The sequence below is a fragment of the Thiocapsa sp. genome, from assembly GCF_018399035.1.
Taxonomy (GTDB): Bacteria; Pseudomonadota; Gammaproteobacteria; order Chromatiales; family Chromatiaceae; genus Thiocapsa.
This window is the reverse complement of record NZ_CP073760.1, coordinates 1,744,258-1,766,554: the sequence shown is the minus strand read 5'-3', so window position 1 is coordinate 1,766,554 and position 22,297 is coordinate 1,744,258. Positions and strand designations below refer to the sequence as shown.

The window sequence follows — 22,297 nt, the reverse complement described above, 5'->3', positions numbered from 1 at the left end:
TTGAATCACTAAAGGTGAGTCGGAATGCGCAGACCGACCTGAGTGATCTTGTTACCCCGAATATCGCGGATGACAAGCTCGAGCTTCCCCAAACGAACCCGGTCCCCGACGACCGGAAGCTCGTCGAGCCTGGCACACATGAATTGCTCCAAGGTCATGCCTTCCATCCCGTCCTGGACGGGCTGACCATATTGGGCCGCGACCGCGCCGAGGGGCGCACTGCCGTTGAGGATGAAATCACCGAAAAACACCCGCTCGTCGAGGAACTCGGGTGCTTCCCGGGACGCCAGCAGATCGCCGAGCGTCGCGGTGTCGGCATCCTTGGCGACCAGATAGAGCCAGTCACCGGGGGCCAGGGGGCCCGCGACCTCCGGCATGAGTGTGCGGCCGTCGCGCAGCACCGCCACGGCCCAGGCATCGCCGGAGTTGCGCAGATCGCTCGCGCGCCGTCCGAGCGCGCGGGTGCTCGTACCCAGATGGTAGCCCAGGATGGCGTGGCCGTCTGCCGGCGCAGGCGTCAGCTCCAGGCGCTCGTCGGGTCCCGGTTTCGCCGGGACCTCGAGCCTGAGCCGCCGCGCCAGGCGGGGAATCGTCCAGCCTTGAACGGTAAGCGAGATGAGCACGACGAAAAACGCCAGATCCAGAATCAGCTCGGCTTGCGCGATGCCCGCCAACAGAGGGAACAGGGCCAGGATGATCGGCACCGCCCCGCGCAGTCCGACCCAGGCGATAAACAGTTGCTCGCGCCAAGGAAACCGAAAGGGGATCAGGCACACCGCAACCGCGATGGGTCGGGCGACGAACATCAGGATCAAGGCGATCGCGAAGGCGGCCGGCGCGTCGGCGATCAAACCGGTGGGGGTCGCCAGGAGACCGAGCATCAGGAACATGCCGATCTGTGCCAGCCAGGCAAAACCGTTGTGGACCTGAAGAATGTTGTGCGATTCGCGCGGCGAGCGGTGCCTGAGGACGACCCCGATCAGATAGATCGCCAGAAAGCCACTGCCCCCCAGCACCGTGGTCAAACCATAGATGGCGAGCCCTCCGGCGAGCACCAAGAGCGGGTACATCCCCCGTTCGAGCGACAGCCGGTTGGTCAGCCACGCCAGTGCATAGCCTCCGCCGATGCCGGCGACCAGCCCGATGCCCATCTGCTGCACGAACAGCGGCAGGATGTCCAGATTCGGAACCCGATGCTCGGCAACCAACAGCTCGATGACGGCGATCGTCAGGAAGATCGCCATGGGGTCGTTGCTGCCGGATTCCATTTCCAGTGTGGCCGCGACCCGTTCCTTGAGCTGCAAACCTCGGGCGCGCAGCAATGCAAACACCGCGGCGGCATCGGTGGAGCCCACCACCGCGCCCACCAGCAAGCCCTCGAGCAGGCTGAGATCCAACAACCAAGCGGCAAACAGACCCAAGACCACGCAGGTGATCAAGACGCCCAAGGTTGCCAGGACGAATGCGGGGCGCAGGCTGGTTCGAAAGGTTTCCGAGCGGGTGTTGAGACCGCCGTTGAGCAGAATGACCGCCAGTGTCACGCTACCCACCGCGTACGCGATGTCGAGATCGTTGAAGACGATGCCGCCGGGTCCGTCTTCGCCCGCCAACATGCCGACCGCGAGGAAGACCAAGAGCAAGGGCATGCCGATCCGATACGAGAGCGCGCTGGCGAGGATCGCCACCAGCAACAGTGCTGCACCAATCAGGACAAGTTGGTCGATGTCGGTCATGCTTGGTTATACCGGTCCACCTGGCTCACGTTGACTGCGATCCTGCACGCTGCAGGATCCTCGCCCATGGATGATATAACGAGCGCATGCCGCATCGGCTCTTCGGCTCGACACGTCCGGCTCTCGTCACGAGACCGCCGAGCAACATCGCCCCAACACCTGTGGTCTCCGCGCCACCGTGAGGCGGGCGCGTGATTTGGCGCGCGCGCTCGCTTCGGCTGCGGTGACCCTCGAGGTCACGGCGCCGGATTCGGCCCCTCCGAGCACCTCCTGAGAAGCCGGATCCCTCGGTCCACGGCGAGGTAGACGGACGTCGACGCAGGCGCTGGAGCTGAGCGTGGCCGGTGTCTATTCCGGCCGAGCCTTGCCGACCAACTCGTTTCTCAAGCGAACGGCGAGGTCCGGATGGTCGGTGAAGATCCCGTCGACACCCTGATCGACGAGGAAGAACCGCAGCAGCGCCTCGAAGTCGCCGAAGCCCTCGGGGAGTGCGTCGCGGCGAAAGGTGTAGGGGTGGACCAAGAGCCCCGCGGCATGGGCGTCGGCGACCAAGCGCGTGGTCCGATGGGCGCCGGTGTCGTCTCTGCCCTGATGGATATGACCGATCCAGGGGCCGATGCCGCGGGCATACTCGGCGACGGCTGCCAGCCCCTCGGGGGTGCGCATCCGCTCGAAGTCGACCGGCAGATCGGGCGACCAGTCGTTCTCGCCGATCAGTTGGATCAGGGGGATGCGCGTACCGACCTCCGTGTGCAGGCGCTTCAGTGTGTCGGGCTCGAAGCACTGGATGTAGACGTGATCCTCCGGGCCACGATAGCCGGCTCGATCCAGCGCGTGCATCAGGACGGGCACCGGATCCTGTCCCTCGGCGATGTGCCATGCCGGGTGTTTCAACTCCACGTAGATTCCCGCGATCCGCCCGGTCGATCGGTTCAGACCGTGGATCAGGCTCAGCTCCTCCTCGAGGGTGTGGATTCGGAACAGGTCGGCCTCGGGCGGAAACCGCGTGGGAAAGACCGGTTGGCCGGTGGCGGGGTCAAGCCGTTCGTGCAGGCGCAGACTGCGGATCTCGGCCAGGCTGAAATCGATCGCATACCAGCGCCCGTCGGCACGGACGCGGTCGGGAAAGCGCCGAGCGACATCGGTGACGCCTTCCAGATACAGATCGTGAAGGACGATCGCCTCACCATCGCGGGTGAGAACCACATCCTGCTCCAGAAAGTCCGCACCCATCGCGTGGGCCGTCGCCTTGGCCGCCAGGGTGTGCTCGGGCAGGTATCCGGAGGCGCCGCGGTGGGCGATGATGATCGGGGCTCGGGCCGCGTCCGGCGCGGTATTGAACGTGGCGGCTGGGGTCGGTGTCATCACGATGGCCATCGGCAGGAGGAAACGGACGATTCGGCGCAGCATCGGGTCGGTCTCCAACAGTGGTGCGTGCCGGCACGCGACGCGGGGTCTTGACCGTCGGGGAAGGTGGCGGCTAAACCGCGTCCGGAGCGACATGCGTCATTTTCATTTTGCGTTTGGCCTTGGAGGTGTCCTCGATCTCGGTGAGACGCGGTTTAAAATTTAATATTTTTTATTACTTTAAACCGCGCCAGCTCCGACAGCCGTCGGAGCTGGTGTGGCCAATCCACTCCAACACATGACGCATACCGCACCGGGCGCAGTTTAGCCTCGTTTCGGCCGGCATTCTTCGCAACCGCCGGCTTCTTGGCACGTGGCGCAGAGCGCCACGGGGCATGCGTGACACCGCGGAGCGGATGTCACGCGTACCTGGGGGTTGGGGTGGACGGTCCAAAGCACGATGTCTTGCGGTCGATCCGCGACCGCTGTGCCGCGGTGGCCTGATCCTTGTCTGATCTCGCGCGATCGGCATCCCTCGGGATCGCGCCAAGAGGCTTCCGCAATGAGTGGTTGTTGCGACAACAGTTGTTCCATCGACGCCCTGCGTGAACGCCAGCGCGGAACACTGCATATGGTGCTCGGCATCAATGCCGTCATGTTTTTCGTGATCGCGGCGGGCGCGCTTTACGGCAACTCGACGGCGCTGTTGGCCGACAGCCTCGATAATCTCGGCGACGCGTTGACGTATCCGCCGAGTCTTCCCTGCCGAGAAATAAGCGGTCGCCGCAGCAGACGGTCATCCCGACCGGATCGTCTCGGCTCGCGATCATGACAACGACAACGATTAGGTGGGCATGGAGATCCTCCGCTGGAACGTCCAAGGTGAACACCTTGATCAACACGTAGGATGGGTAGAGCGTCAGCGAAACCCATCCTCCAAAACGCCGCGTTGCCGGGTTTCGGTCCGATGCCCTTGGCGCGGGCTGGATGGGTTTCGCTTCGCTCTACCCATCCTACGTGTTTCGGTTTTCTTGAATCGTTCCTAACTGAGCCGGCGAGCAGAGCAGGCGCGACCGCCGAATCCGTCGGAACCGTTATTCGCTGAAGTCGACCTGCACGTCTCTCGGCCGCGCCGTATGGGGCGCCGACGTCACCAGGACGCGCGCCCCGGCGCGGGCGTAAACCTCGGCGTTTCGGGCGTTGATCCCGCCGGCGGCCGCGACCAGAGCCTGCGAGCCTGTTCCCGCGAGTGCGGCGACCACGTCTGCCAGGGTATCCGGGGCGAGCTTCTCCAAGCTGCAGGACATCGGCATCGGCCCAGGCGAGCGCCTCCTCGAGCGAATGGACCTCGACGACGATCCGCTGCGACCATCGGATCGCGCGCGGCGAGCCGGATCCGACCGGGATGGCCGGCGATGCCGAGGGTGTCGGTGGTGAGGTCGCCGTAGGGCGTGTCCTCGTCGAGCAGGCGTTGAATCTCGACGTCGCCGAATACAGGAGTCGCCCTCGTTGGGAATGGTCGTTTTGTCATGAATCACGTCCAGGAATTAAACCGCGCCCAGTGCGGTATGCGATGTTTTTGGATGGGATCGGCCCCGGCGGATTTCAGAGTCGCTGGAGTCGGCGCGGTTTAAAGTATTAAAAAATATAAAATTTTAAACCGCGTCCCCCGCTAAGGGTCGTGGATTCACCAAACTTCGAACTCACTCGAAAGTTAGCATCTCGCTCTGGACGCGGTTTAAACCGCGCCCGGTAGGTTTAGTCGCCCAGCAGGGCCACGGCCTTGATCTGCGCCCACATCGCCTTGCCGCGGGCGATCCCGAGCTGATCCAGCGAGCGGCGGGTGATGCGGGCGATCAGGGGGGTGCCCCCGGCATCCAACCGGACCAACACATGGGCCGGCGTGTCGGCGTCGGCGATCTCGGTCACGGTCGCAGGCAGCAGGTTGGCGATGCTGGTGCCGGTGGCGCGCTCCAGGGCGAGGCTGACATCGCGGGCATGAACCCGCAGGCGCAGGCGGTGGCCGATCGGCTCCTTGCGTTGGGCGACCACGACGTTGCCGCCCGGGAAGTCGAGTCGCGACAGGTGGTAGTTGTCGTCGTGGGACGCGACCAGGGCATCGATCACGACGCCGGCGTCCTCGGAGAAGGCCATCGGCAGATCCAGCCGTGCCAGGGTTTCCTTGAGCGGGCCGCTCGCGAGCACGCGCCCGCCGTCCATCACCACCAGATGATCGGCCAGGCGCGCGACCTCGTCCGGGGCGTGACTCACATAGAGCACCGGGATCGCCAGCTCGTCGTGCAGCCGCTCCAGGTAGGGCAGGATTTCCTGCTTGCGCGCGATGTCCAGGGCGGCAAGCGGCTCGTCCATCAGCAGTACCCGCGGGCTGACCGCCAGGGCACGGGCGATGGCGACCCGCTGACGCTCGCCGCCGGAGAGGCGGTCCGGCTTGCGCGTCAAGAGATGATCGATTCCCAAGAGCGCGATGGCCTGGTCGAGACTCACCCGATCCTCGGCCCCGACCGGCGCCGGCGCCCGTTTCTGCCCGTAACGCAGGTTCCCCATCACCGTGAGATGCGGGAAGAGGCTGGCCTCCTGGAAGACATAGCCGAGCGAGCGACGGTGTGTCGGCACCCAGGTGTTCTCGTCCTGCCAGACCTCGCCCCGGAAGACGAGTCGTCCTTTGGGCGCCCGGACCAGACCGGCGATACAGCGCAGCAGGGTCGTCTTGCCGGAGCCCGAGTGCCCGAACAGACCGGTGACCCCGCGCCCGGGGAGCTCCAGGTCCACCATCAGGTTGAAGCCCGGCCAATCGATGTCGAAGCGTGCTTTGATCGGTTCCATAGCGCTCTCAGGTGTTCTTCTGGTTCGGGCGCCAGAGATAGAGCGCGAGTAGGACCAGGAAGGAGAAGATCAGCATCACGGCGGCCAATCGGTGCGCGTCGCCGTATTCCATCGCCTCCACATGGTCGTAGATCTGCACCGAGGCCACCCGAGTCACGCCGGGGATGTTGCCGCCGATCATCAACACGACGCCGAACTCGCCGACGGTGTGCGCGAAGGTCAGGATGCCGGCGGTGACGAATCCGGGCGCCGCCAGCGGCAGGGCCACGGTGAAGAAGGTATCCAGCGGGGATGCGCGCAGGGTGGCCGCCACCTCCAAAGGGCGGTCGCCGATCGCCTCGAAGGCGTTCTGCACCGGCTGCACCATGAAGGGCAGGGAATAGAAGACTGAGGCGACCACCAGACCCCAGAAGGTGAAGGGCAGTACGCCGATGCCCAGCGCCTGGGTCAATTGGCCGACCGGTCCGTTCGGCCCCATCGTCACCAGAAGGTAGAAACCGAGTACCGACGGCGGCAAGACCAAGGGAAGGGCGACCACGGCCCCGACCGGACCCTTTAGACGCGAGCGGGTGTGCGCCAGCCACCAGGCAATGGGTGTCCCCACAACGAACAAGATCAAGGTGACCACACCCGCGAGGCGCAGGGTGAGCCAGATTGATTGCAGGTCGGCGTCGCTTAAGAACATCGCGCTCAGATCTCATAGCCGAAAGATGTGATGATGGCTTGCGCCTCGTCGCCCTTGAGGTACTCCATCAGCGCGGCGACCGCAGGCTTGTCCTTTCCCGGCGACAGGACGACCGCATCCTGGAGGATCCGCTCATGCATCGAGCCCGGGATGATCCAGGCAGAGCCGCCCGTGACCTTGCCCTTTTCCATGATCTGGGAGAGGGCGACAAACCCCAAATCCGCATTGCCGGTGCTCACGAACTGGAAGGTTTGGGCGATGTTCTCACCGGTCACGAACTTCGGTTGCACCTCCTCCCGCAATCCCAGCCCGGTCAGGACCTCGATCGCGGCGGCGCCGTAGGGCGCGGTCTTGGGGTTCGCGATCGACACCTTGTTGAAGTCGCCCGACTTCAGCACGGCGCCGTCGCTGTCGACAAAGTCGGGCTTCGATGACCAGAGCACCAGTGAGCCGACGGCATAGGTGAACTGGGTTCCCGCAATCGCGTTCCCCTCCTCGACCAACTTGGTCGGCGTGGTGTTGTCGGCGGACAGGAGGGCCTCGAAGGGTGCGCCGTTCTTGATCTGTGCGTAGAACTTGCCGGTCGAGCCATAGGCGGCCTTCACCACATGCCCGGTCTCTTTCTCGAAGGCGGCGGCGATCTCCTTCATGGGTGCGGTGAAGTTGGCGGCCACGGCGACCTGGATGTCGTCGGCGAGCGCGGGAGCGCAGGTGGTGGCCAGCAGAAAGGTGGCGAGTATGGATCTTGTCGTATTCATCAGGTGTCTCCGGATTGTCGGATGCGTGTCCGCGGTGCTGCGTCATATCCGGTTCGATATAACGCAGCACGCGTTTAAAAAGAGCTTCGGCGCCTGCTCAGTCCTTGACGGCCAGAATGACGTGAGGTGCCTTCACAAGCGCACAGGCACGCCCACCCTCGATGATGCCGAGATCCTTGGCGCTCTCCATGGTGATGATGGCGGTCAGACGGGCACCGCCGTCGAGGGCGAGGACCACCTCGCTATTGACGGCCCCCTCGGTCACGCGCTCGACCGTTCCGCAGAGTCGATTCCGCGCCGAGGTCTTGAGCCCGCCGTCCTCGGTCGCCAGGATGACGAACGACGCCTTGATCAAGGCATAGGCTTCGGCGCCCGGCGCCAGCCCGAGCGACTGGACGCTCTCGTTGGTGACAATGGCGACCAGCGGCGTGCCGCCGACATCGAGGATGACCTCGGCGTTGACCGCGCCCGGTTTGACGGAAGCGACCACTCCGCGCAGGTTGTTTCTGGCACTGACCTTCATATTCAAAGCCCCGATCAAGGTGTGGAAGCGATCGAAATCGCAGATGCCCTCGCGCAGTCGGGCGAGGAATTTTCCGTGCTCCCGTTCGGCCGTCTCGTAGACGGTGATCAAGCGTCGGCCTTCGTCCGTGAGTTCCGTGCCGCCGCCATGGCGCCCGCCGGTGCGTCGCTGTACCAGCGGTTGCGGCGACAGGTTGTTCATGGCATCCACCGCGTCCCAGGCGTGCTTGTAGGACATGCCCATCGCCTTGGCGGCTTGCGAGATCGACCCGGTTGCACCGATTCGGCGCAGCAGCTCGATGCGTCCGCGGCCGACGAAGCCTTGGTCGTTGCGGTCGAGCCAAAGCGAGGCAGCGGTGTCGAGACGGTCGTCTGGCGTGTCGGTCATGGTCGGTGTCGCAGGGTCCGGTGAGGTCGTTATCTTCACAACGATATAACGCTAATCGAAGAAAGCACGAAGCGTGCCGAAACTTTATGGATTGGGCGTTCGCAGTCGCCCGTCGCGTCTTTGAATCCGAGCATGTCCTGCCGTCAGGTCGATGTCAGCGCGGCATCCGCGCGTCGATGCTCAGCGCGCTTGTCGAGGCGTCTTCATCCCCGAGCGGCTCGATGCGGCGGTGAACCAGCCAGCGTCCGTCGCGCAGGCGCCAGGCGCTGACGGACTCGCTGTAGGCAACGGCGAGGTCATACTCCTCGTCGTCGTCGGAGCGGACATCGAGCCGCCGGTAGTCATCGGCTTGGAAGCAGGGGATGTTGGCGTTGCGACAATCAGCTTGTCCCGGGCGCAAACCCGACATAAAAAAGGGTCTTGCTGCCCGACCTACCCGGACGCGCGGCGGGACGGTCGGTCGCTCCGACACGCATCGCAGCCACAGGGGTTCGCGCGCGCCGCGCCGGGCATCCTCGGTCAGCCCAGAATCCTTTCATAGCTGCGCCGCAGCAGATCAAGCTCGACCGGCGGGAGACCTCGCGCCTGGGTCAGATCGATGAAGCTGCTGCCGTGTGCTTGTGCCGTCTCGAAGGGCGGATCGAGACTCGTGAAGCGCGCGAGGAAGACCTCCATACGCTCCTCGCCTGCGGCGACCTCGCAACGAAACCCCGGCTCCATCTCCAGACTGCCGCTCGGTAGGCCGAGGCGGCCTTCGGCGTCGCGCAGGACCAATGCGGGGTGGGTCACGACCTTCGGCGAGATCCCGGAGCCCTCCTCGATGGCCGCCTCCTCCGGCAGGGCCGCGAAGCCGCAGACGCCGCCGTAGGGCAGCCGCAAGAATCGGGTGCGGGCACTGGTCGACTGCTTGTGATACATGATCAGGCGCGGAGCCATCGGCGGATCCCCTTCGGCGTTGAATCCGGCGAGACGCCGGCGTGATGTCGAGCAACGGGTTTCGATACCCTGCAAACCTCGCGCCGAATCGCCGTGGTCAGGATGCTCGTCGAGCGCAATGGGTTCCCTGCCGCGCTCCTAGCCACGGGCGCCGCTGTCGGTCAAGGTCTTGTCACGATTCCTTCATCAAACCGGGCGCACGGGTGTCGCATACTCACGGCCCACTCCCGTCCATCCCTAATCAATCCGGTCTTGCAATCTGGTGTTCTCCGCTCCTCCACCCTTGCGTTCGTCGTCCGAGCCCTTGAATCGCGGCCAGTCTCGGCTTTGGACGCTCGGGGTCTTGATCCTTCTCATACTGGTGACCGGGTTCCGGCTGATCGGGCTCGACCATCTCCCGGTGTGGCACGATGAGGTCTTCACGCTGGTCCGGGTCTTCGGCCACCCCGCGGATCTCTGGGAGACGCTCTTCAGCGGCCGGTTGCTCACACCCGACGAGATCCTGGCATTTCAACGGCCGGATCCTTCGAAGGGCTGGGATGAGACGCTGCGCGCACTGGCCGAGCATCCGGAGCATGCGCCGCTCTACTATCTGCTGGGACGATGGGCGACCACGCTGCCGCTGGAACCGGTCACTGCGCTGCGCGGGACCTCGGCTGCGTTCGGGCTCTTGCTGCCGCTCGCTGCATTCTGGCTGATGCGCGAGTTGTTCGGGCGTGGCCCGGTGCCCTGGGTGGCGGCCGCGGTGGTCGCCTTCTCGCCGCTGCATCTTCTCTATGCCCAAGAGGCGCGCCAATACGCGCTCTGGACGCTCTTGGTGCTGACCTCCAGCGCGGCCCTGCAGCGTGCCCTGGACCGAAACCGACCACGCGACTGGTGGCTCTACGGGCTCATGATGACGCTTGGTCTCTACAGCCATCTATTGTTCGCCCTCATGGTCCCGGTCCATGCCGCCTACATCGGGCTCGGGGCAACGCGGCTCTCCGAGGGTCAGTCGCGCAAGCGCGGCCTTCCGGTGCGCGCATGGCTCCTGGCGGTGATCGCGGCCGGGGTCCTCTTCCTGCCCTGGATGTTTGCGTTGGTCTCGGGATTCGGGGACGCGGTCGGTCATACGCAGTGGATGGAGCGGGCCGTCGGCGCGCAGCGCAATCTGCTGGCTTGGGCCGGGCACATCACGCGTGCCTTCCTGGATGTGAGCCCGCATGCGGACCCGCCGACCCTCTCGCTCCTTCTGCTCGGTCCGATCGCCGTCGGCCTGATTGTCTATCTGTTCCGCGCGCCTCGCCCGCGCATGTGGCTGCCGGTGCTGATCGCCGTGGCCTATCTCGGCGTCGTGCTCGGTCCCGACCTGTTGCTCGGCGGCAGCCGATCGCTGCATGTGCGCTATGGCTTGCCGGCCGTTGTTGCAGTGCAGTTGATGGTGGCCTGGGGCATCGGCTCGGCGCTGGCCCGCCGCGACAGGATGCGCGTCCTCGCCGCCGCCGCGTTGGCGCTGATCATGGTCTTCGGGGTGATTTCTCAGTGGCGTATCCTGCAGGCCGAGACCTGGTGGACGAAGCATTTCAGTGCTTCGAACCTCGAGGTCGCGCGGCTGGTGAATGCACGCGATCGCCCGCTGGTCGCCGTCAGCCCGAGCGGTGTCGCAGCCGGCGAGCTGGTGTCCTTGGCCTACCATCTCGACGACCGGGTCCGGATCTGGGGGCATGGCGATCCGGGCGCACCGGTGACGCTGCCGGATGGGTTCGGCAGCCTGCTCTTGCTGTTGCCGAGCGCGGAGCTCGGCGCCGCGATCGGCCCGGAACGCGTGGCGGAGCCGATCGCCGGGTCCTGGCAATGGTTTCTGGTGCCTCGGTAGCCGGATGTCGGTTTGGACATGGGCGGTGATGTAAGATTGGGGATGATTGCCCGTCGCGAACCGTGGCCGCGGCCTTTTTTACGCTGATCGATTCACCCGATGCCCAGACTCGACAACACCAGCTTCTATTTGGACTCACTGACATCCCATGGCGAGACCGCCAAGGGCGTGCAGTGGCAGTCGACTCAAAGCCAAGAGCTGCGCTTCAAGGTGCTGCGCAAGCTCCTGCCCGAGGATCTCTCCGAGCTGACCCTGGTCGACGCGGGCTGCGGGTTCGGCGACCTCCATCGCTATCTCGACCGATGCAGCAGCCTGCCCGGACGCTACATCGGATTGGACGTGATGGAGCCGATGGTGGAGGTCGCGCGTCGTCGCACCGGATGCGAGATCCGCATCTGCAACGTGCTGGAGGATCGGCTCCCGAACGCCGACTACTATCTCTGCAGCGGTGCCATGAACAATCTCACCCGCGAGGAGACCTGGGAGTTTATCCGCCGTTGCTTCGCGGCGTCCCGGCACGGATTCATCTTTAATCTGTTGAAGGGAGCCGACGGTCCGGGCAGCTACAACTATCAGCAGCCGCGCGATCTTCTCGCCTTGGCTCACGAGCTGGGTGCGGAGCCGCGTTTGGAGGAAGGCTATCACTCCGGTGATTTCACCATGGGCGTCCTGAAGTAGGCATCTGATGCTTCATCTCATCGCGATCGCGGCCGGCGGCGCGCTCGGCTCGTTGGCCCGCTACGGGATGTCGAGCGCCGTTTACGCCTGGCTCGGCCGGGGCTTTCCCTGGGGGACCTTGGCGGTCAACCTGCTCGGCTCCTTCCTGATGGGGCTCTTGTTCGTCCTCTTGATCGAGCGATTGAGTTGGGCGCCGGAATGGCGCGGCGCGATCCTGATCGGCTTTCTCGGTGCCTTCACCACCTTCTCCACCTTCTCGATCGAGACGCTGAACCTGTTGGAAGAAGGGGCCATGATGGCGGCCTTTCTCAACATGGTCGTCAGTGTCTGGCTCTGTGTTCTGCTCTGTTGGGCAGGAGTGATCCTCGGGAGGACGCTATGAGTGGGGTCAAGGGGCTCATGGTTCGGATCTATCTGTCCGAATCCGATCATGCCCTCAAGGCATTGCTTGGCTGTCTACACGACGATCTCGGCGTTCGAGGCGTCACCGTCATGCGCGGGATCGAAGGGTATGGGGTGTCCGGGAAACGGCACGGTGCATCCCTGATCGATCTCTCGCTCGATCTGCCCCTGGTGGTGGAGTTTTTCGATCGGCCCGAGAAGGCCGCGGCCGCCATCACGCGTATCGAGCGCTTCGTTCGGCCGGGTCATATCGTATCCTGGCCGATTACTGTCGAATTCGAGGATTCCGAATGTTAGATCCACGCCTGCTGCGGACCCAGTTGGACGAGGTTGCCGCGCTCCTGTCACGTCGCGGTCTGGTCCTGGATACCGCGCGCATCGAGTCGCTGGAGGCCGAGCGCAAGGGCTTGCAGGTCGAGGTCCAGGCGCTGCAGAACGAGCGCAACACCCGCTCGAAGGTGATCGGGAAGGCCAAGGCGTCCGGTGTGGACATCGCGCCCTTGCTGGCCGAGGTCTCCGACCTGGGCGAGCGTCTGAAGGCATCCGAGGTGCGGCTCGAGGAGATCCAGGCGGCGGTGGAGGAGATCGCCCTGGGACTGCCCAACCTGCCGGATGCGAGCGTGCCGGACGGGCGCGACGAGCGTGAGAATCGCGAGGAGCGTCGTTGGGGCGAGCCGCCGAGCTTTGGCTTCCAGCCGCGCGATCATGTCGACCTCGGCGCCTTCAATGGCTGGATGGACTTCGACCTTGCCGCCAAGCTCACCGGCTCGCGCTTCGTGGTCCTGTCCGGCCCGCTGGCGCGCCTGCATCGGGCGCTGATCCAGTTCATGCTCGACACCCACACCGCCGAGCACGGTTATACCGAGGTCTATGTCCCCTATCTGGTGAACGCCCAGAGCCTCTACGGGACCGGCCAGCTCCCCAAGTTCGAGCAGGATCTCTTCAAGGTCCCGGGCGAGCGGGATCTCTATCTGATCCCGACCGCCGAGGTGCCGGTCACCAATCTGGTGCGCGACCTCATCCTCGAGGCCGGCGAGCTGCCGCGCAAATGGGTCGCCCACACACCCTGCTTCCGCAGCGAGGCCGGCTCCTACGGCAAGGACACCCGCGGGATGATCCGCCAGCATCAGTTCGAGAAGGTCGAGCTGGTCCAGGCCGTGCGACCCGACGAGTCGCTCCATGCCTTGGAAGAACTGACCCGGCATGCCGAGTCCATCCTGCAGCGTCTCGGGCTCGCCTATCGCGTGGTCTCGCTCTGCTGCGGTGATCTCGGGTTCTCATCGCGCAAGACCTACGATCTCGAGGTCTGGCTACCCGGCCAAGACACCTATCGCGAGATCTCCTCATGCAGCAACTTCGGCGACTTTCAGGCCCGACGGCTCCAGGCCCGCTGGCGCAATCCCGAGACCGGCAAGCCCGAGCTGCTTCATACGCTCAACGGCTCCGGCCTTGCGGTCGGCCGCACCTTGGTCGCTATTCTGGAGAACTATCAGAAGGCGGACGGGCGCATTGTCATTCCTGAGGTGCTGCGGCCCTATATGGGTGGGCAGGACGTGTTGGGGTGAATGCCTGGGGGTTTCCGGGAGTCAGCATCCCGACCGCGCTGTAGGGGCTGTAGGGGCTGTAGGGGCTGTAGGGGCTGGGGGCGACTTTAGTCGCCCCGACGAAGTCGGACGCCCCGACCAAGTCGGTGGACTGCGCTGGGCTTGTCCCTACCGCTTTTCGCTCGGCGGTAAGAAGGCCATGAGGTGCCCTTCCGTATCCAGGGTCCAACGTGTCCCGTCGGTTGCAGGGATCCCGGTCTCCAGGCGCCAGCGCTCGGGCAGAGGGCGGGGCAGGGCGAGCATGCCGCCGTCCGGGGTGTCCATCAGGGTGAACTCCAGTCGTCCGTTGATCGGATCCTTGAGCTCCACGCGCACGCGCCAGCAGCCGTTCCACTCGCGATAGAAGTCGAACGCCAGCTCGACGGGGCCGACCAGCTCCGTCAAGACGGTACGAATCAGATTGCGTGCGACATTGACGCGCCGACGCAGGTCGGTCAAGGGGATCGGAAGCGGTTCCTGCAGCATGCTGTGTCTCGGCCTTTGGATGACGACTCATCCTACAGGCGGGCGTCGCAGCCTCAAAGGAGAGACGATGCCACGTACTCCGAGACCTCGTCTTGTCGTTGCGATCGGCGGTTTGTCCGTTCCGCAAAGCCTTCGGGGCGATGTGCGCGGACCGGTCGATCGGCGTCCGTCGATCGACCGGTCTGTCCTTCTGTCGGTCGCGTGCGCGGGGTCTTAGCCACACACGCCGCCACCCAAAGCCACTGTTCGCGTCACGCCGTATGCTTTTGCTCGAACAGGCGATACACCACGCCGGCAATCGCCGCGCCGATCAGCGGACCCACCCAGAACAACCAAAGCTGGCCCGCGGCCTGACCTTGTCCGCCCGTGAGCAGCGCCAACGCGGGTCCGGTACTGCGCGCCGGGTTGACCGAGGTGTTGGTGATCGGGATGGAGATCAGATGGATCAGCGTGAGCGCTAGGCCGATGGCGAGACCCGCATGGGTGCCGATGCCGCGCTTGTCGGTCGCACCCAGGATGATGAAGAGGAACATGGCGGTCATGACGATCTCGGTCAGCAGTCCGGCGAACATGCCGTAGCCCTGCGGTGAGAGGCTGTCGTAACCGTTGACGGCCAGGCTATTGGCCGCGAGGGTAAAGGTGGCCTGCCCCTCTTTATGCACGCCCATGTCCGCAGCGATGAACCAGATCAGGAAGGCGGCGGCGATGGCGCCGAGGACCTGGGCGACGACATAGACCGGCACATCGGAGAAGGGGAAGCGACCGCCCACGGCGAGTCCCAGCGAGACGGCGGGGTTCAAGTGGCAGCCGGAGATATGACCGATGGCATAGGCCATCGTCAAGACGGTCAGACCAAAGGCGAAAGAGACGCCCAGATAGCCGATTCCAACGTCTGGAACGCCTGCTGCGAAGACGGCGGCGCCGCAGCCGCCAAGTACAAGCCAGAAGGTTCCGATCAGCTCGGCGAGCGCGCGTGTCATGAGTGGCATCGAAATGTGCTCCGGTAAGATGAAACATGAACAGGCTGGGTATAATAATGCCTGTTCGGGTAGCACACTATCTGTTTCTTTGTCTTGATGTCGGCTCTATCGGTTAATTGACGCGCCGAGTTAAAGACTTTCTTTTTAAATGGATTTCCCGCGATCCGCCATCGGTTTGATAGCGGGTCCATGGCGGCCTGGATTAACTTTTTTTGGATAGGTATAAGTCGAATGAATCGGACCTTCGCGTGGATGTCGGCCGTCATGCTGACGGTTGCGGTTGTATCCGGCTGTGCGACCAAACCTCGGCAGTTGATGCCGACGCCATTGGTCTATCAAGAGCCGAACGGGCAGGTGCTCTTCGAGCAAATCGCAGCCACGCAGCAGCGTCCCGAAGTCGATTTGCTCTTCATCACCAATCGGGCTGCGGAGGATGATCCCGAAAGCCGTCTCCCCTATGGGCAGACGCGCCGCAAAGGGATGGTGTTCGGCTCGGCCGCGGTCCGCGTGGTCCCCGCGATCACTTGGGAGACCCTGAAGGTCCAAAGCCGGCTTGCCGAGCGGACGCGCGAGGTGGCCTTGGAGCTCGGGGCGGTCGAGGAATCGGGGGCATTTCCGCGCGAGCCTTACCGGATTATTCGGACGGGGGAGAACACGATGGGTCGGGACCCGATCGAGATGCGAGAGTTTGACGAGACCAAGGCGGCCTTCCAGGAGGAGATCCAGCGTCGCTTGGCCCTGTCGCCGAAGAAGGAGGTCATGCTCTACGTCCATGGCTTCAACGAGACCTTCGCCACGGCGGCCTTTACGGCTGCGGAGCTGTGTCACTTCTTCGGTCGCGAGCAGGTGTGCAGTTTCTTTACCTGGCCGGCGTCCTCGACCGGGAACTTCCTGATCTCCTATACCACCACCACTGAATCCGCCGAGTACGCGGTCGACCATCTCAAGAAGACACTGCGCATGATCGCGGCGACGCCCGGTGTGGAGCGCATTCAACTCCTGGCGCACAGTCGAGGGACGGCCGTTCTCCTCAACGCCCTCAGAGAGTTGATGATCGAGGCGATCGCTGCCGGTGTGGATCCAGCCGATACCTATCGAATCGACAACCTCGTCCTTCTCTCGCCCGATATCGACGTGGACATCGCCGGCCAGAAGATCACCGGTTTTGTATCGGATCCCGACCTGACCCGCGCTTGGCCCGACCATGCGTTGCCGCGCCTCCTGAATGGTCGGCTGAGCATTTATGCCTCGCCGGACGATCGTGCGCTGCTGGTCTCGCGGATCCTCTTTCGCAGTCGCAACCGCGTCGGCCAGCTTCGCCCCGAGGACATTTCTCCCGCGATGCAGACCTATTTCGGGAACCTCGGCCGGGTGGATCTGATCACCTTCACGGGGGAACGTACCGATCTCTTCGGTCACTCGTACTTCACGACCAACCCCAAGGTGAGCTCGGATCTCGTGCAGTTGATTCGATTCGGGAAAGGCCCCGGCGATCCCGGTCGCGATCTTCTGCGCACGGGACCGGCAACCTGGGAGTTCAGGGTCGAGGGTGATTCGCGGTGAACGGCCGCCGCGTACCGCAAAGCCCACCTGCGCTCGGCATGTCTAAACCGCGTCCAGAGAGAGGCTCATTTTCGAGTGAGCTCGACGTTTGCTTCATCCACAACCCTTGGCGGGGACGCGGTTTAAGCGGGTGTCAGCTCTTCCATCGGCCAACGCGCCCTGGGCTTGAAGGCGAGCGGCTCGAGATGGCCGGCACGCAGGCGCTGCCAGCCGGCGTAGGCGATCATGGCGCCGTTGTCGGTGCAGAGGGAGGGTCTGGGGTAGAAGGTCTCGCCGCCCGCGGCAGCGATGGCGGTGTTCATGCGTTCGCGCAGTCGGCGGTTGGCGCTGACGCCGCCGGCGAGGATCAGGCGCCGATGGCCGGTCTCCTGCAGGGCGCGACGACATTTGATCACCAGGGTGTCGACCACCGCCTCCTCGAAGGCGCGGGCGATGTCGGCTCGGGTCTGGTCCGGGTCGACGGCCTGAGGAACGGTCTCGCGAACGGTATTGAGTGCGAAGGTCTTGAGCCCGCTGAAACTGAAGTCGAGACCCGGTCGGTCGGTCATGGGGCGCGGGAAGCGGAAACGCTTGGGGTCGCCGCGCTCGGCGAGCTTGGCGAGCTCCGGGCCGCCGGGGTAGGGGAGATCGAGGATCTTCGCGGTCTTGTCGAAGGCCTCGCCGGCGGCGTCGTCGAGCGACTCGCCCAAGATGCGGTAGCGGCCCACACCGGTCACGTCGACCAGTTGGGTGTGCCCGCCCGAGACCAGCAGCGCCACGAAGGGGAAGGCGGGCGCCGGGTCTTCGAGCAGGGGTGCGAGCAGATGCCCCTCCATGTGATGCACGCCGACCGCCGGGACGCCCCAAGCCCAGGCGAGGCTGCGGCCCAAGGCGGCGCCGACCAGGAGTGCGCCGACCAGACCGGGTCCGGCGGTGTAGGCCACGCCGTCGATCGAGACGGGATCGAGCCCCGACTCTTCAAGCACCTGCCGGATCAGCGGCAGTGTCTTGCGCACGTGATCGCGCGAGGCCAGCTCCGGGACGACGCCACCGTACTCGGCATGGATCTCGATTTGACTGTAGACGGCTTGGGCAACCAGACCGCGCTCGCCGTCATAGACGGCGATGCCGGTCTCGTCGCAGGAGGTCTCGATCCCGAGGACGCGTTTCACGATCCTGTTGGGCACATGATCACCGTTCTAGTAAGCGACGACTAAGCAGGCTGAAAAGGTCGCGCCTGCCGTCGGCGATAAGGTAGACATAGACATCGGTATCGATCACCCGATAGACGATGCGGTATGGCCTGAAGAAGACCTCGCGATACTCTCGCAATCCTAAGGCGGCTAGCTCCTTCGGGATGCTGCCGCGATGCGGGGAGCCGGACAGATCATCGATCAGGGACCGAATCTGCTCAAGGACGTAGAGGGCTTTTTCGGGGAGGTCGTGCTCGGCGATGTAACCGATGATCTGCTCCAAATCACGTTCGGCGTCTGCGGTGAGAACAACACGAAACTCCATCTAAGGAACCAGCTGTTTGCGGAGTCTCTCGAACACCTCGCCTGCCGGTTTGACCTCGCCTGTGGCGATCTGCTGACTGCCCAGAGCGAGTATCTTCAGCAACGCAACCGTGTCTTGCTGGTCTTCATAGGACTGGATGTCCAGGATCACGGCCTTGGCTTCGCCGTTTTGAGTGATGATCAGGGGCTCACGATCTTCACACACGCGACGGATGACTTGGGCGGTTTGCGTCTTGAGATGACTGATCGGCTTGATCTGGGTTGATGGACGCATGGTCTTTGTGCCTTTACCCTGGTGCTAAATAAAGGGCTGAGTATAGCTCTTTACTGCTCAGGTGGGAGGCGCAATCCGGTCACCGGTTCGTTGGTGCGTTGTGCCGGGCGGGAGCAAGGCGCAACGAAACCGGGATAGCTGTTGTGCTTCCTGCGTCAGCACAACCAAAGAGTAAGGAGCGATTCAAAAACAACCGAATCACGTAGGATGGGTAGAGCGAAGCGAAACCCATCCAGCCCGCGCCAAGGGCATCGGAGCGACATCCGGCAACGCGGCGGTTTGGAGGATGGGTTTCGCCGACGCTCTACCCATCCTACGTGTTCATCAAGGCGTTCAACACTTCGAACTCACTCGAAAGTTAGCATCTCGCTCTGGACGCGGTTTAAGCGGGTTAGCGCGCTGCATCGACCGCGTAAGGGGCCGGTTCCAGGATGGGTGTGCGCCCCAGCACAAGATCGGCCGCGAGCCGTGCAGAGGCCGGACCGGTCACGAGGCCGTTGCGGAAGTGTCCCGCATTGATAAAGAGTCCATCCACGCCCGGATAGGCGCCGATAAAGGGGATGCCGCTCGGCGAGCTGGGTCGCAGCCCCGCCCAGTGGTCTTCGATGGGCGTGCGTTTGAGCACGGGGAACATCTCGAAGGCGGCACGGTAGAGGGCCTCTTTGACCTCGGCGGTCGTCGTCTTGACGAATCCGGTGTGCTCGAGGGTGCTTCCGAACAACATCCGCCCGTCGCGCCGCGGAATGAGATAGCGCTCGCGGTGCAGGGTGATGTGGTTGATCTGACCGGGCTTGCCGTAGAAGAGGATCATCTGACCGCGCACCGGTGCGATGTCGGGCGTTTCGCCGAGCTGCTCGAGCAGCTTCGCGGTCCATGCACCGGCACAGATGACGACCCGGCGCGCCTCGATTGGCCCGTCCGGCGTCCGTACCCCGGCAACCTGACCGCCGTCGACCAGAAGCTCCAGAACCTCCTCGTTTTCGCGCAGCTGGATGCGTTCTTCCACCGAGCGGCGAACCGCCTTGCTCAGGCGCGGCGTGCGCACCTGCGCGATGCGCGGCAGCAGGAGCCCGCGTGTGAGACCGGGTCCGAGCTGGGGCTCGAGCTCGTGCAGCTGTGCGCCTTCGACCGCCTCGATCGGGTGGTCGTGGCGCTCGGCCCAGGACACGGCGACCGAGTGCTCGTCCATATCCAGCACCAGCATCCCGCTCAGGGTCAGCTCGGGATCGATCCCGGTCTCCTGAATCAGCGCCTCGGCCAGCTCCGGATAGGCGTGCTGGCTCCAGGTCGCGAGTGCCGTCACCGCGTCCGGATATCGCCAGGGGTAGATCGGCGAGATGATGCCGCCGCCGGCCCAGGATGACTCGCGGCCGGTCTCGCCCATCTCGATCAGGGTGACCTCGGCACTGGACTCGACCAGCTCGCGTGCGGTCAGAAGACCGATGATGCCGCCGCCGACGACGAGGACATCGCTCATGATGCCGCCCTCGCGCCGAGCTCGCGCGGCAAGGGGAAGACAACTTGCTCGCGGATGCCGTCCTGCTCTTCGACCCCGGCGACGCCCCAGGCTTGAAGCCGGGCGATGACCTGCTTGACCAGCACCTCGGGGGCGGAGGCCCCGGCGGTGAGTCCGACCCGCGGCGAGGCGCTCAGCCAGTCTTGGCGGATGTCCTCGGGACCGTCGATCAGATAGGCGGTGCAGCCCTGCTTCTCGGCCAGCTCGCGCAGCCGGTTGGAGTTGGAGCTGTTGGCCGAGCCGACCACCAGCAGCAGATCGCAGCGCGCGGCGAGATCACGGACCGCGTCCTGTCGGTTCTGCGTCGCGTAGCAGATGTCGCTCTTTTTCGGTCCCTGGATCTCGGGGAAGCGTTCGCGCAGCGCGTCGATAATGCCGCTCGTGTCGTCCACCGAGAGCGTGGTCTGGGTGACATAGGCGACCCGCGATGGGTCCTCGATCTCGAGCCCGGCGACGTCCGCGACCGACTCGACGAGATGCATCGACCCGCCGTCGCTCAGACACTGACCCAGGGTGCCCTCGACCTCGGGGTGGCCGGCATGACCGATCAGGATCACCTCGACCCCGTTCTTGCAATGCCGTGCGACCTCCAGATGGACCTTGGTCACCAGGGGGCAGGTCGCGTCGAAGACGCGCAGGTTTCGACCTTGCGCCGCCCGGCGCACCTCTTGGGCAACGCCGTGGGCGCTGAAGATCAGCGTCGCCCCGTCCGGGACCTCGTCGACCTCCTCCACGAAGACGGCGCCGCGCCGTTTGAGGCCGTCGACCACGAAGCGGTTGTGCACCACCTCATGCCGGACATAGACGGGCGCGCCGTAGAGCTCGAGCACGCGCTCGACGATCTCGATCGCGCGGTCGACACCGGCGCAGAACCCACGGGGATTGGCGAGGAGGATGTTCATAGTGTCGAAGGATAGGGGCTCGGTCGGAAAAATTCACGCGCCGGGCTCGGGCCCGGCCACGGACAAGACGCGGACGCGGATCGTCAAGGAGCGTCCGGCGAAGGGGTGGTTGAAGTCGACCTGCACGCGATCGGCTTCGATCTTCAGGACGACCCCGCTGGTCTCGTGCCCGCCGGGTGTCTCGAAGGCGACGACCAAGCCGGGTATGGGCTCGATGTCGGGCGGGAAATTGCTGCGCTCCATCCAGTGGATGCTGGCCTCGTCATAGGGCGAGAAGAGCTCCGAGCCATGCGCGACGACATAGGTCTCGCTGCCCGGAGCGAGACCGAGGAGCGTGGACTCGAGCTCCGGCGTCAGGGTGCCGTCGCCGATGGTGCAGGCGATCGGCTCGGCGTCGAAGGTCGAGAGTGCGACGAAGCCGTCCTGGAAGCGGACCTCCAGATGCAGCTCGACGGCGCGACCGGGGGCGAGGAGTGCGCCCGTCTCGGTCTCCGTCTCGTTCGCGGCCATGTTCACGGATGGCGTCTCGGGCGGGTCGGCGTGGCTCATGCCTGCTCGGCGGCGATCGCGTGCAGGACCGGCAGGTCCAGACCATGCGCCTCGCCGTTGCGGATGGCTCGGGCGAGGCGGGCCGGTGCGCTGCGACCCATGCAGGCGTGCTCGGGATCGCCGGCGAAGGCGACGCCGAGCGCATTGAAGAGCGCATCGCGATCGAACCGACGCCCGGTCATGGCCTCCTGAAGATCGATGACCTCGTGGCCGACCTGCTCGGCAAAGGCGCGATGCCGCGACCACAGGGTCTCGACCGTTCCACCCGTGCGCAGCCCGGCGATATTGGTCGTCAGGATGAAGAGATTCTTGAGCACCAGCTCGAAAACAAGCTCATCTGCACTGCTCAGACGCTGTGTGGGGATCGCCAGGGTCGCCAGCGTATCGGCGAGCAGATCCGCCTGAGTGCCATACACCGGGGAGGGGATGATGACCTTGTGGTCGCGCCCCGGCTTCTTCTCGAACCAGACCGAGATCACCGTCGGGTCGACGCAGTCGGTCCAATCGCTCGGCAACAGCTCGTTTTGGAGCAGGCCGAGGCGCCCTCGCCATTGCGGCGGAACGGCGGCGAGGGTTGCGGCCAGGTCGGCCTCTCCGACCGCAATCAACACCAATTGGGGCTCGGGCAGCTGGGTTGCTGCCGTGACCAGCGAGGCCCCGCGCAGCACGGGGAAGACGGGATGGCCGAGCTTGAGAAGGCCGCGCGCGAAAACGCCGCCCATCTCGCCGACACCGACGAGCACGACTGGATGTTTCATCGATCGGTAAAGCCTCCGGCCGCCGGCTTCCAGCCGCCGGCC

General features: G+C 64.6%; 25 protein-coding genes. 7 read left to right on the top strand and 18 right to left on the bottom strand.

Going from position 1 to position 22,297, the window contains the following annotated elements; genetic code table 11:
* Positions 1-8: 8 nt before the first annotated feature.
* The gene (locus tag KFB96_RS08090; RefSeq protein WP_213462463.1) at positions 9-1,733 is read right to left on the bottom strand and encodes a potassium/proton antiporter; all 1,725 of its coding nucleotides are present in this window, start codon (positions 1,731-1,733) and stop codon (positions 9-11) included.
* A gap of 348 nt (positions 1,734-2,081) precedes the next feature.
* A complete protein-coding gene (glpQ, locus tag KFB96_RS08085; RefSeq protein ID WP_213462465.1) occupies positions 2,082-3,143 on the bottom strand; it encodes a glycerophosphodiester phosphodiesterase in 1,062 nt (353 codons plus the stop codon).
* 499 nt (positions 3,144-3,642) lie between these two features.
* Here glpQ and KFB96_RS08080 point away from each other — a divergent pair, with 499 nt between their 5' ends.
* Positions 3,643-3,912, top strand: coding sequence for a hypothetical protein (locus tag KFB96_RS08080; RefSeq protein WP_213465339.1), 270 nt, complete (start codon positions 3,643-3,645; stop codon positions 3,910-3,912).
* Between the two features lie 262 nt (positions 3,913-4,174).
* Here the strand turns inward: KFB96_RS08080 and KFB96_RS26545 are convergent, their stop codons facing one another.
* The 7 genes from KFB96_RS26545 to KFB96_RS08045 all read right to left on the bottom strand — a co-directional run bounded on the left by KFB96_RS26545 (position 4,175) and on the right by KFB96_RS08045 (position 9,213).
* Positions 4,175-4,387, bottom strand: coding sequence for a hypothetical protein (locus KFB96_RS26545; RefSeq protein WP_300971383.1), 213 nt, complete (start codon positions 4,385-4,387; stop codon positions 4,175-4,177).
* A gap of 451 nt (positions 4,388-4,838) precedes the next feature.
* Entirely contained in the window at positions 4,839-5,924 is a 1,086-nt protein-coding gene (modC, locus tag KFB96_RS08070) for a molybdenum ABC transporter ATP-binding protein (RefSeq protein ID WP_213462470.1), read from the bottom strand.
* A 7-nt stretch (positions 5,925-5,931) separates the two neighbouring features.
* The gene (gene modB, locus KFB96_RS08065) at positions 5,932-6,609 is read right to left on the bottom strand and encodes a molybdate ABC transporter permease subunit (protein ID WP_213462472.1); all 678 of its coding nucleotides are present in this window, start codon (positions 6,607-6,609) and stop codon (positions 5,932-5,934) included.
* A gap of 5 nt (positions 6,610-6,614) precedes the next feature.
* The gene (gene modA / locus KFB96_RS08060; RefSeq protein ID WP_213462474.1) at positions 6,615-7,367 is read right to left on the bottom strand and encodes a molybdate ABC transporter substrate-binding protein; all 753 of its coding nucleotides are present in this window, start codon (positions 7,365-7,367) and stop codon (positions 6,615-6,617) included.
* Between the two features lie 97 nt (positions 7,368-7,464).
* Entirely contained in the window at positions 7,465-8,277 is an 813-nt protein-coding gene (locus tag KFB96_RS08055; protein ID WP_213462476.1) for a TOBE domain-containing protein, read from the bottom strand.
* A 154-nt stretch (positions 8,278-8,431) separates the two neighbouring features.
* Complete coding sequence (locus tag KFB96_RS08050) at positions 8,432-8,686, bottom strand: hypothetical protein (RefSeq protein ID WP_213462478.1); 255 nt, start codon at positions 8,684-8,686, stop codon at positions 8,432-8,434.
* A 110-nt stretch (positions 8,687-8,796) separates the two neighbouring features.
* Positions 8,797-9,213, bottom strand: a complete 417-nt coding sequence (locus KFB96_RS08045) for a hypothetical protein (protein ID WP_213462480.1) — start codon at positions 9,211-9,213, stop codon at positions 8,797-8,799.
* A gap of 343 nt (positions 9,214-9,556) precedes the next feature.
* Between KFB96_RS08045 and KFB96_RS08040 the strand changes: the two genes are divergently transcribed.
* The 5 genes from KFB96_RS08040 (at position 9,557) to serS (ending at position 13,713) form a co-directional block, all read left to right on the top strand.
* Positions 9,557-11,068 carry a glycosyltransferase family 39 protein gene (locus KFB96_RS08040; protein WP_213462482.1) on the top strand — a complete coding sequence of 504 codons (1,512 nt, stop codon included), beginning with the start codon at positions 9,557-9,559 and terminating at the stop codon, positions 11,066-11,068.
* Positions 11,069-11,167: 99 nt separating this feature from the next.
* Positions 11,168-11,746 carry a class I SAM-dependent methyltransferase gene (locus KFB96_RS08035; protein WP_213462484.1) on the top strand — a complete coding sequence of 193 codons (579 nt, stop codon included), beginning with the start codon at positions 11,168-11,170 and terminating at the stop codon, positions 11,744-11,746.
* A 7-nt stretch (positions 11,747-11,753) separates the two neighbouring features.
* A complete protein-coding gene (crcB, locus tag KFB96_RS08030) occupies positions 11,754-12,128 on the top strand; it encodes a fluoride efflux transporter CrcB (protein ID WP_213462486.1) in 375 nt (124 codons plus the stop codon).
* Positions 12,125-12,445: a DUF190 domain-containing protein gene (locus KFB96_RS08025; protein ID WP_213462488.1), complete on the top strand. Its 321-nt coding sequence runs from the start codon at positions 12,125-12,127 to the stop codon at positions 12,443-12,445. Before crcB ends, KFB96_RS08025 begins: the two co-directional genes overlap by 4 nt.
* A complete protein-coding gene (serS, locus tag KFB96_RS08020; protein ID WP_213462490.1) occupies positions 12,439-13,713 on the top strand; it encodes a serine--tRNA ligase in 1,275 nt (424 codons plus the stop codon). Before KFB96_RS08025 ends, serS begins: the two co-directional genes overlap by 7 nt.
* A 147-nt stretch (positions 13,714-13,860) precedes the next feature.
* On the opposite strand, the gene KFB96_RS08015 is transcribed toward serS, so the two are convergent.
* Positions 13,861-14,217 (bottom strand): hypothetical protein, encoded by a 357-nt coding sequence (locus KFB96_RS08015; RefSeq protein ID WP_213462492.1) that lies wholly within the window; start codon positions 14,215-14,217, stop codon positions 13,861-13,863.
* Between the two features lie 251 nt (positions 14,218-14,468).
* Positions 14,469-15,206: an aquaporin Z gene (gene aqpZ / locus KFB96_RS08010; protein WP_213462494.1), complete on the bottom strand. Its 738-nt coding sequence runs from the start codon at positions 15,204-15,206 to the stop codon at positions 14,469-14,471.
* Positions 15,207-15,428: 222 nt separating this feature from the next.
* Here aqpZ and KFB96_RS08005 point away from each other — a divergent pair, with 222 nt between their 5' ends.
* On the top strand, positions 15,429-16,760 hold the full coding sequence (locus KFB96_RS08005; protein ID WP_213462496.1) for an alpha/beta hydrolase: 1,332 nt from the start codon (positions 15,429-15,431) through the stop codon (positions 16,758-16,760).
* Between the two features lie 122 nt (positions 16,761-16,882).
* Here the strand turns inward: KFB96_RS08005 and tsaD are convergent, their stop codons facing one another.
* The 7 genes from tsaD to KFB96_RS07970 all read right to left on the bottom strand — a co-directional run bounded on the left by tsaD (position 16,883) and on the right by KFB96_RS07970 (position 22,255).
* Entirely contained in the window at positions 16,883-17,926 is a 1,044-nt protein-coding gene (tsaD, locus tag KFB96_RS08000; RefSeq protein WP_300971381.1) for a tRNA (adenosine(37)-N6)-threonylcarbamoyltransferase complex transferase subunit TsaD, read from the bottom strand.
* A 4-nt stretch (positions 17,927-17,930) separates the two neighbouring features.
* A complete protein-coding gene (locus KFB96_RS07995) occupies positions 17,931-18,257 on the bottom strand; it encodes a type II toxin-antitoxin system RelE/ParE family toxin (protein WP_213462498.1) in 327 nt (108 codons plus the stop codon).
* On the bottom strand, positions 18,258-18,530 hold the full coding sequence (locus tag KFB96_RS07990) for a type II toxin-antitoxin system Phd/YefM family antitoxin (protein WP_093184418.1): 273 nt from the start codon (positions 18,528-18,530) through the stop codon (positions 18,258-18,260).
* Positions 18,531-18,921: 391 nt separating this feature from the next.
* Positions 18,922-20,007 carry a glycine oxidase ThiO gene (gene thiO / locus KFB96_RS07985; protein ID WP_213462500.1) on the bottom strand — a complete coding sequence of 362 codons (1,086 nt, stop codon included), beginning with the start codon at positions 20,005-20,007 and terminating at the stop codon, positions 18,922-18,924.
* Positions 20,004-20,948, bottom strand: coding sequence for a 4-hydroxy-3-methylbut-2-enyl diphosphate reductase (gene ispH / locus KFB96_RS07980; protein ID WP_213462502.1), 945 nt, complete (start codon positions 20,946-20,948; stop codon positions 20,004-20,006). Before ispH ends, thiO begins: the two co-directional genes overlap by 4 nt.
* A 33-nt stretch (positions 20,949-20,981) precedes the next feature.
* Positions 20,982-21,497 carry a peptidylprolyl isomerase gene (locus tag KFB96_RS07975; protein WP_300971379.1) on the bottom strand — a complete coding sequence of 172 codons (516 nt, stop codon included), beginning with the start codon at positions 21,495-21,497 and terminating at the stop codon, positions 20,982-20,984.
* The gene (locus KFB96_RS07970) at positions 21,494-22,255 is read right to left on the bottom strand and encodes a hypothetical protein (RefSeq protein WP_213462504.1); all 762 of its coding nucleotides are present in this window, start codon (positions 22,253-22,255) and stop codon (positions 21,494-21,496) included. The genes KFB96_RS07975 and KFB96_RS07970 overlap by 4 nt, the downstream gene beginning before the upstream one ends.
* Positions 22,256-22,297: the final 42 nt, after the last annotated feature.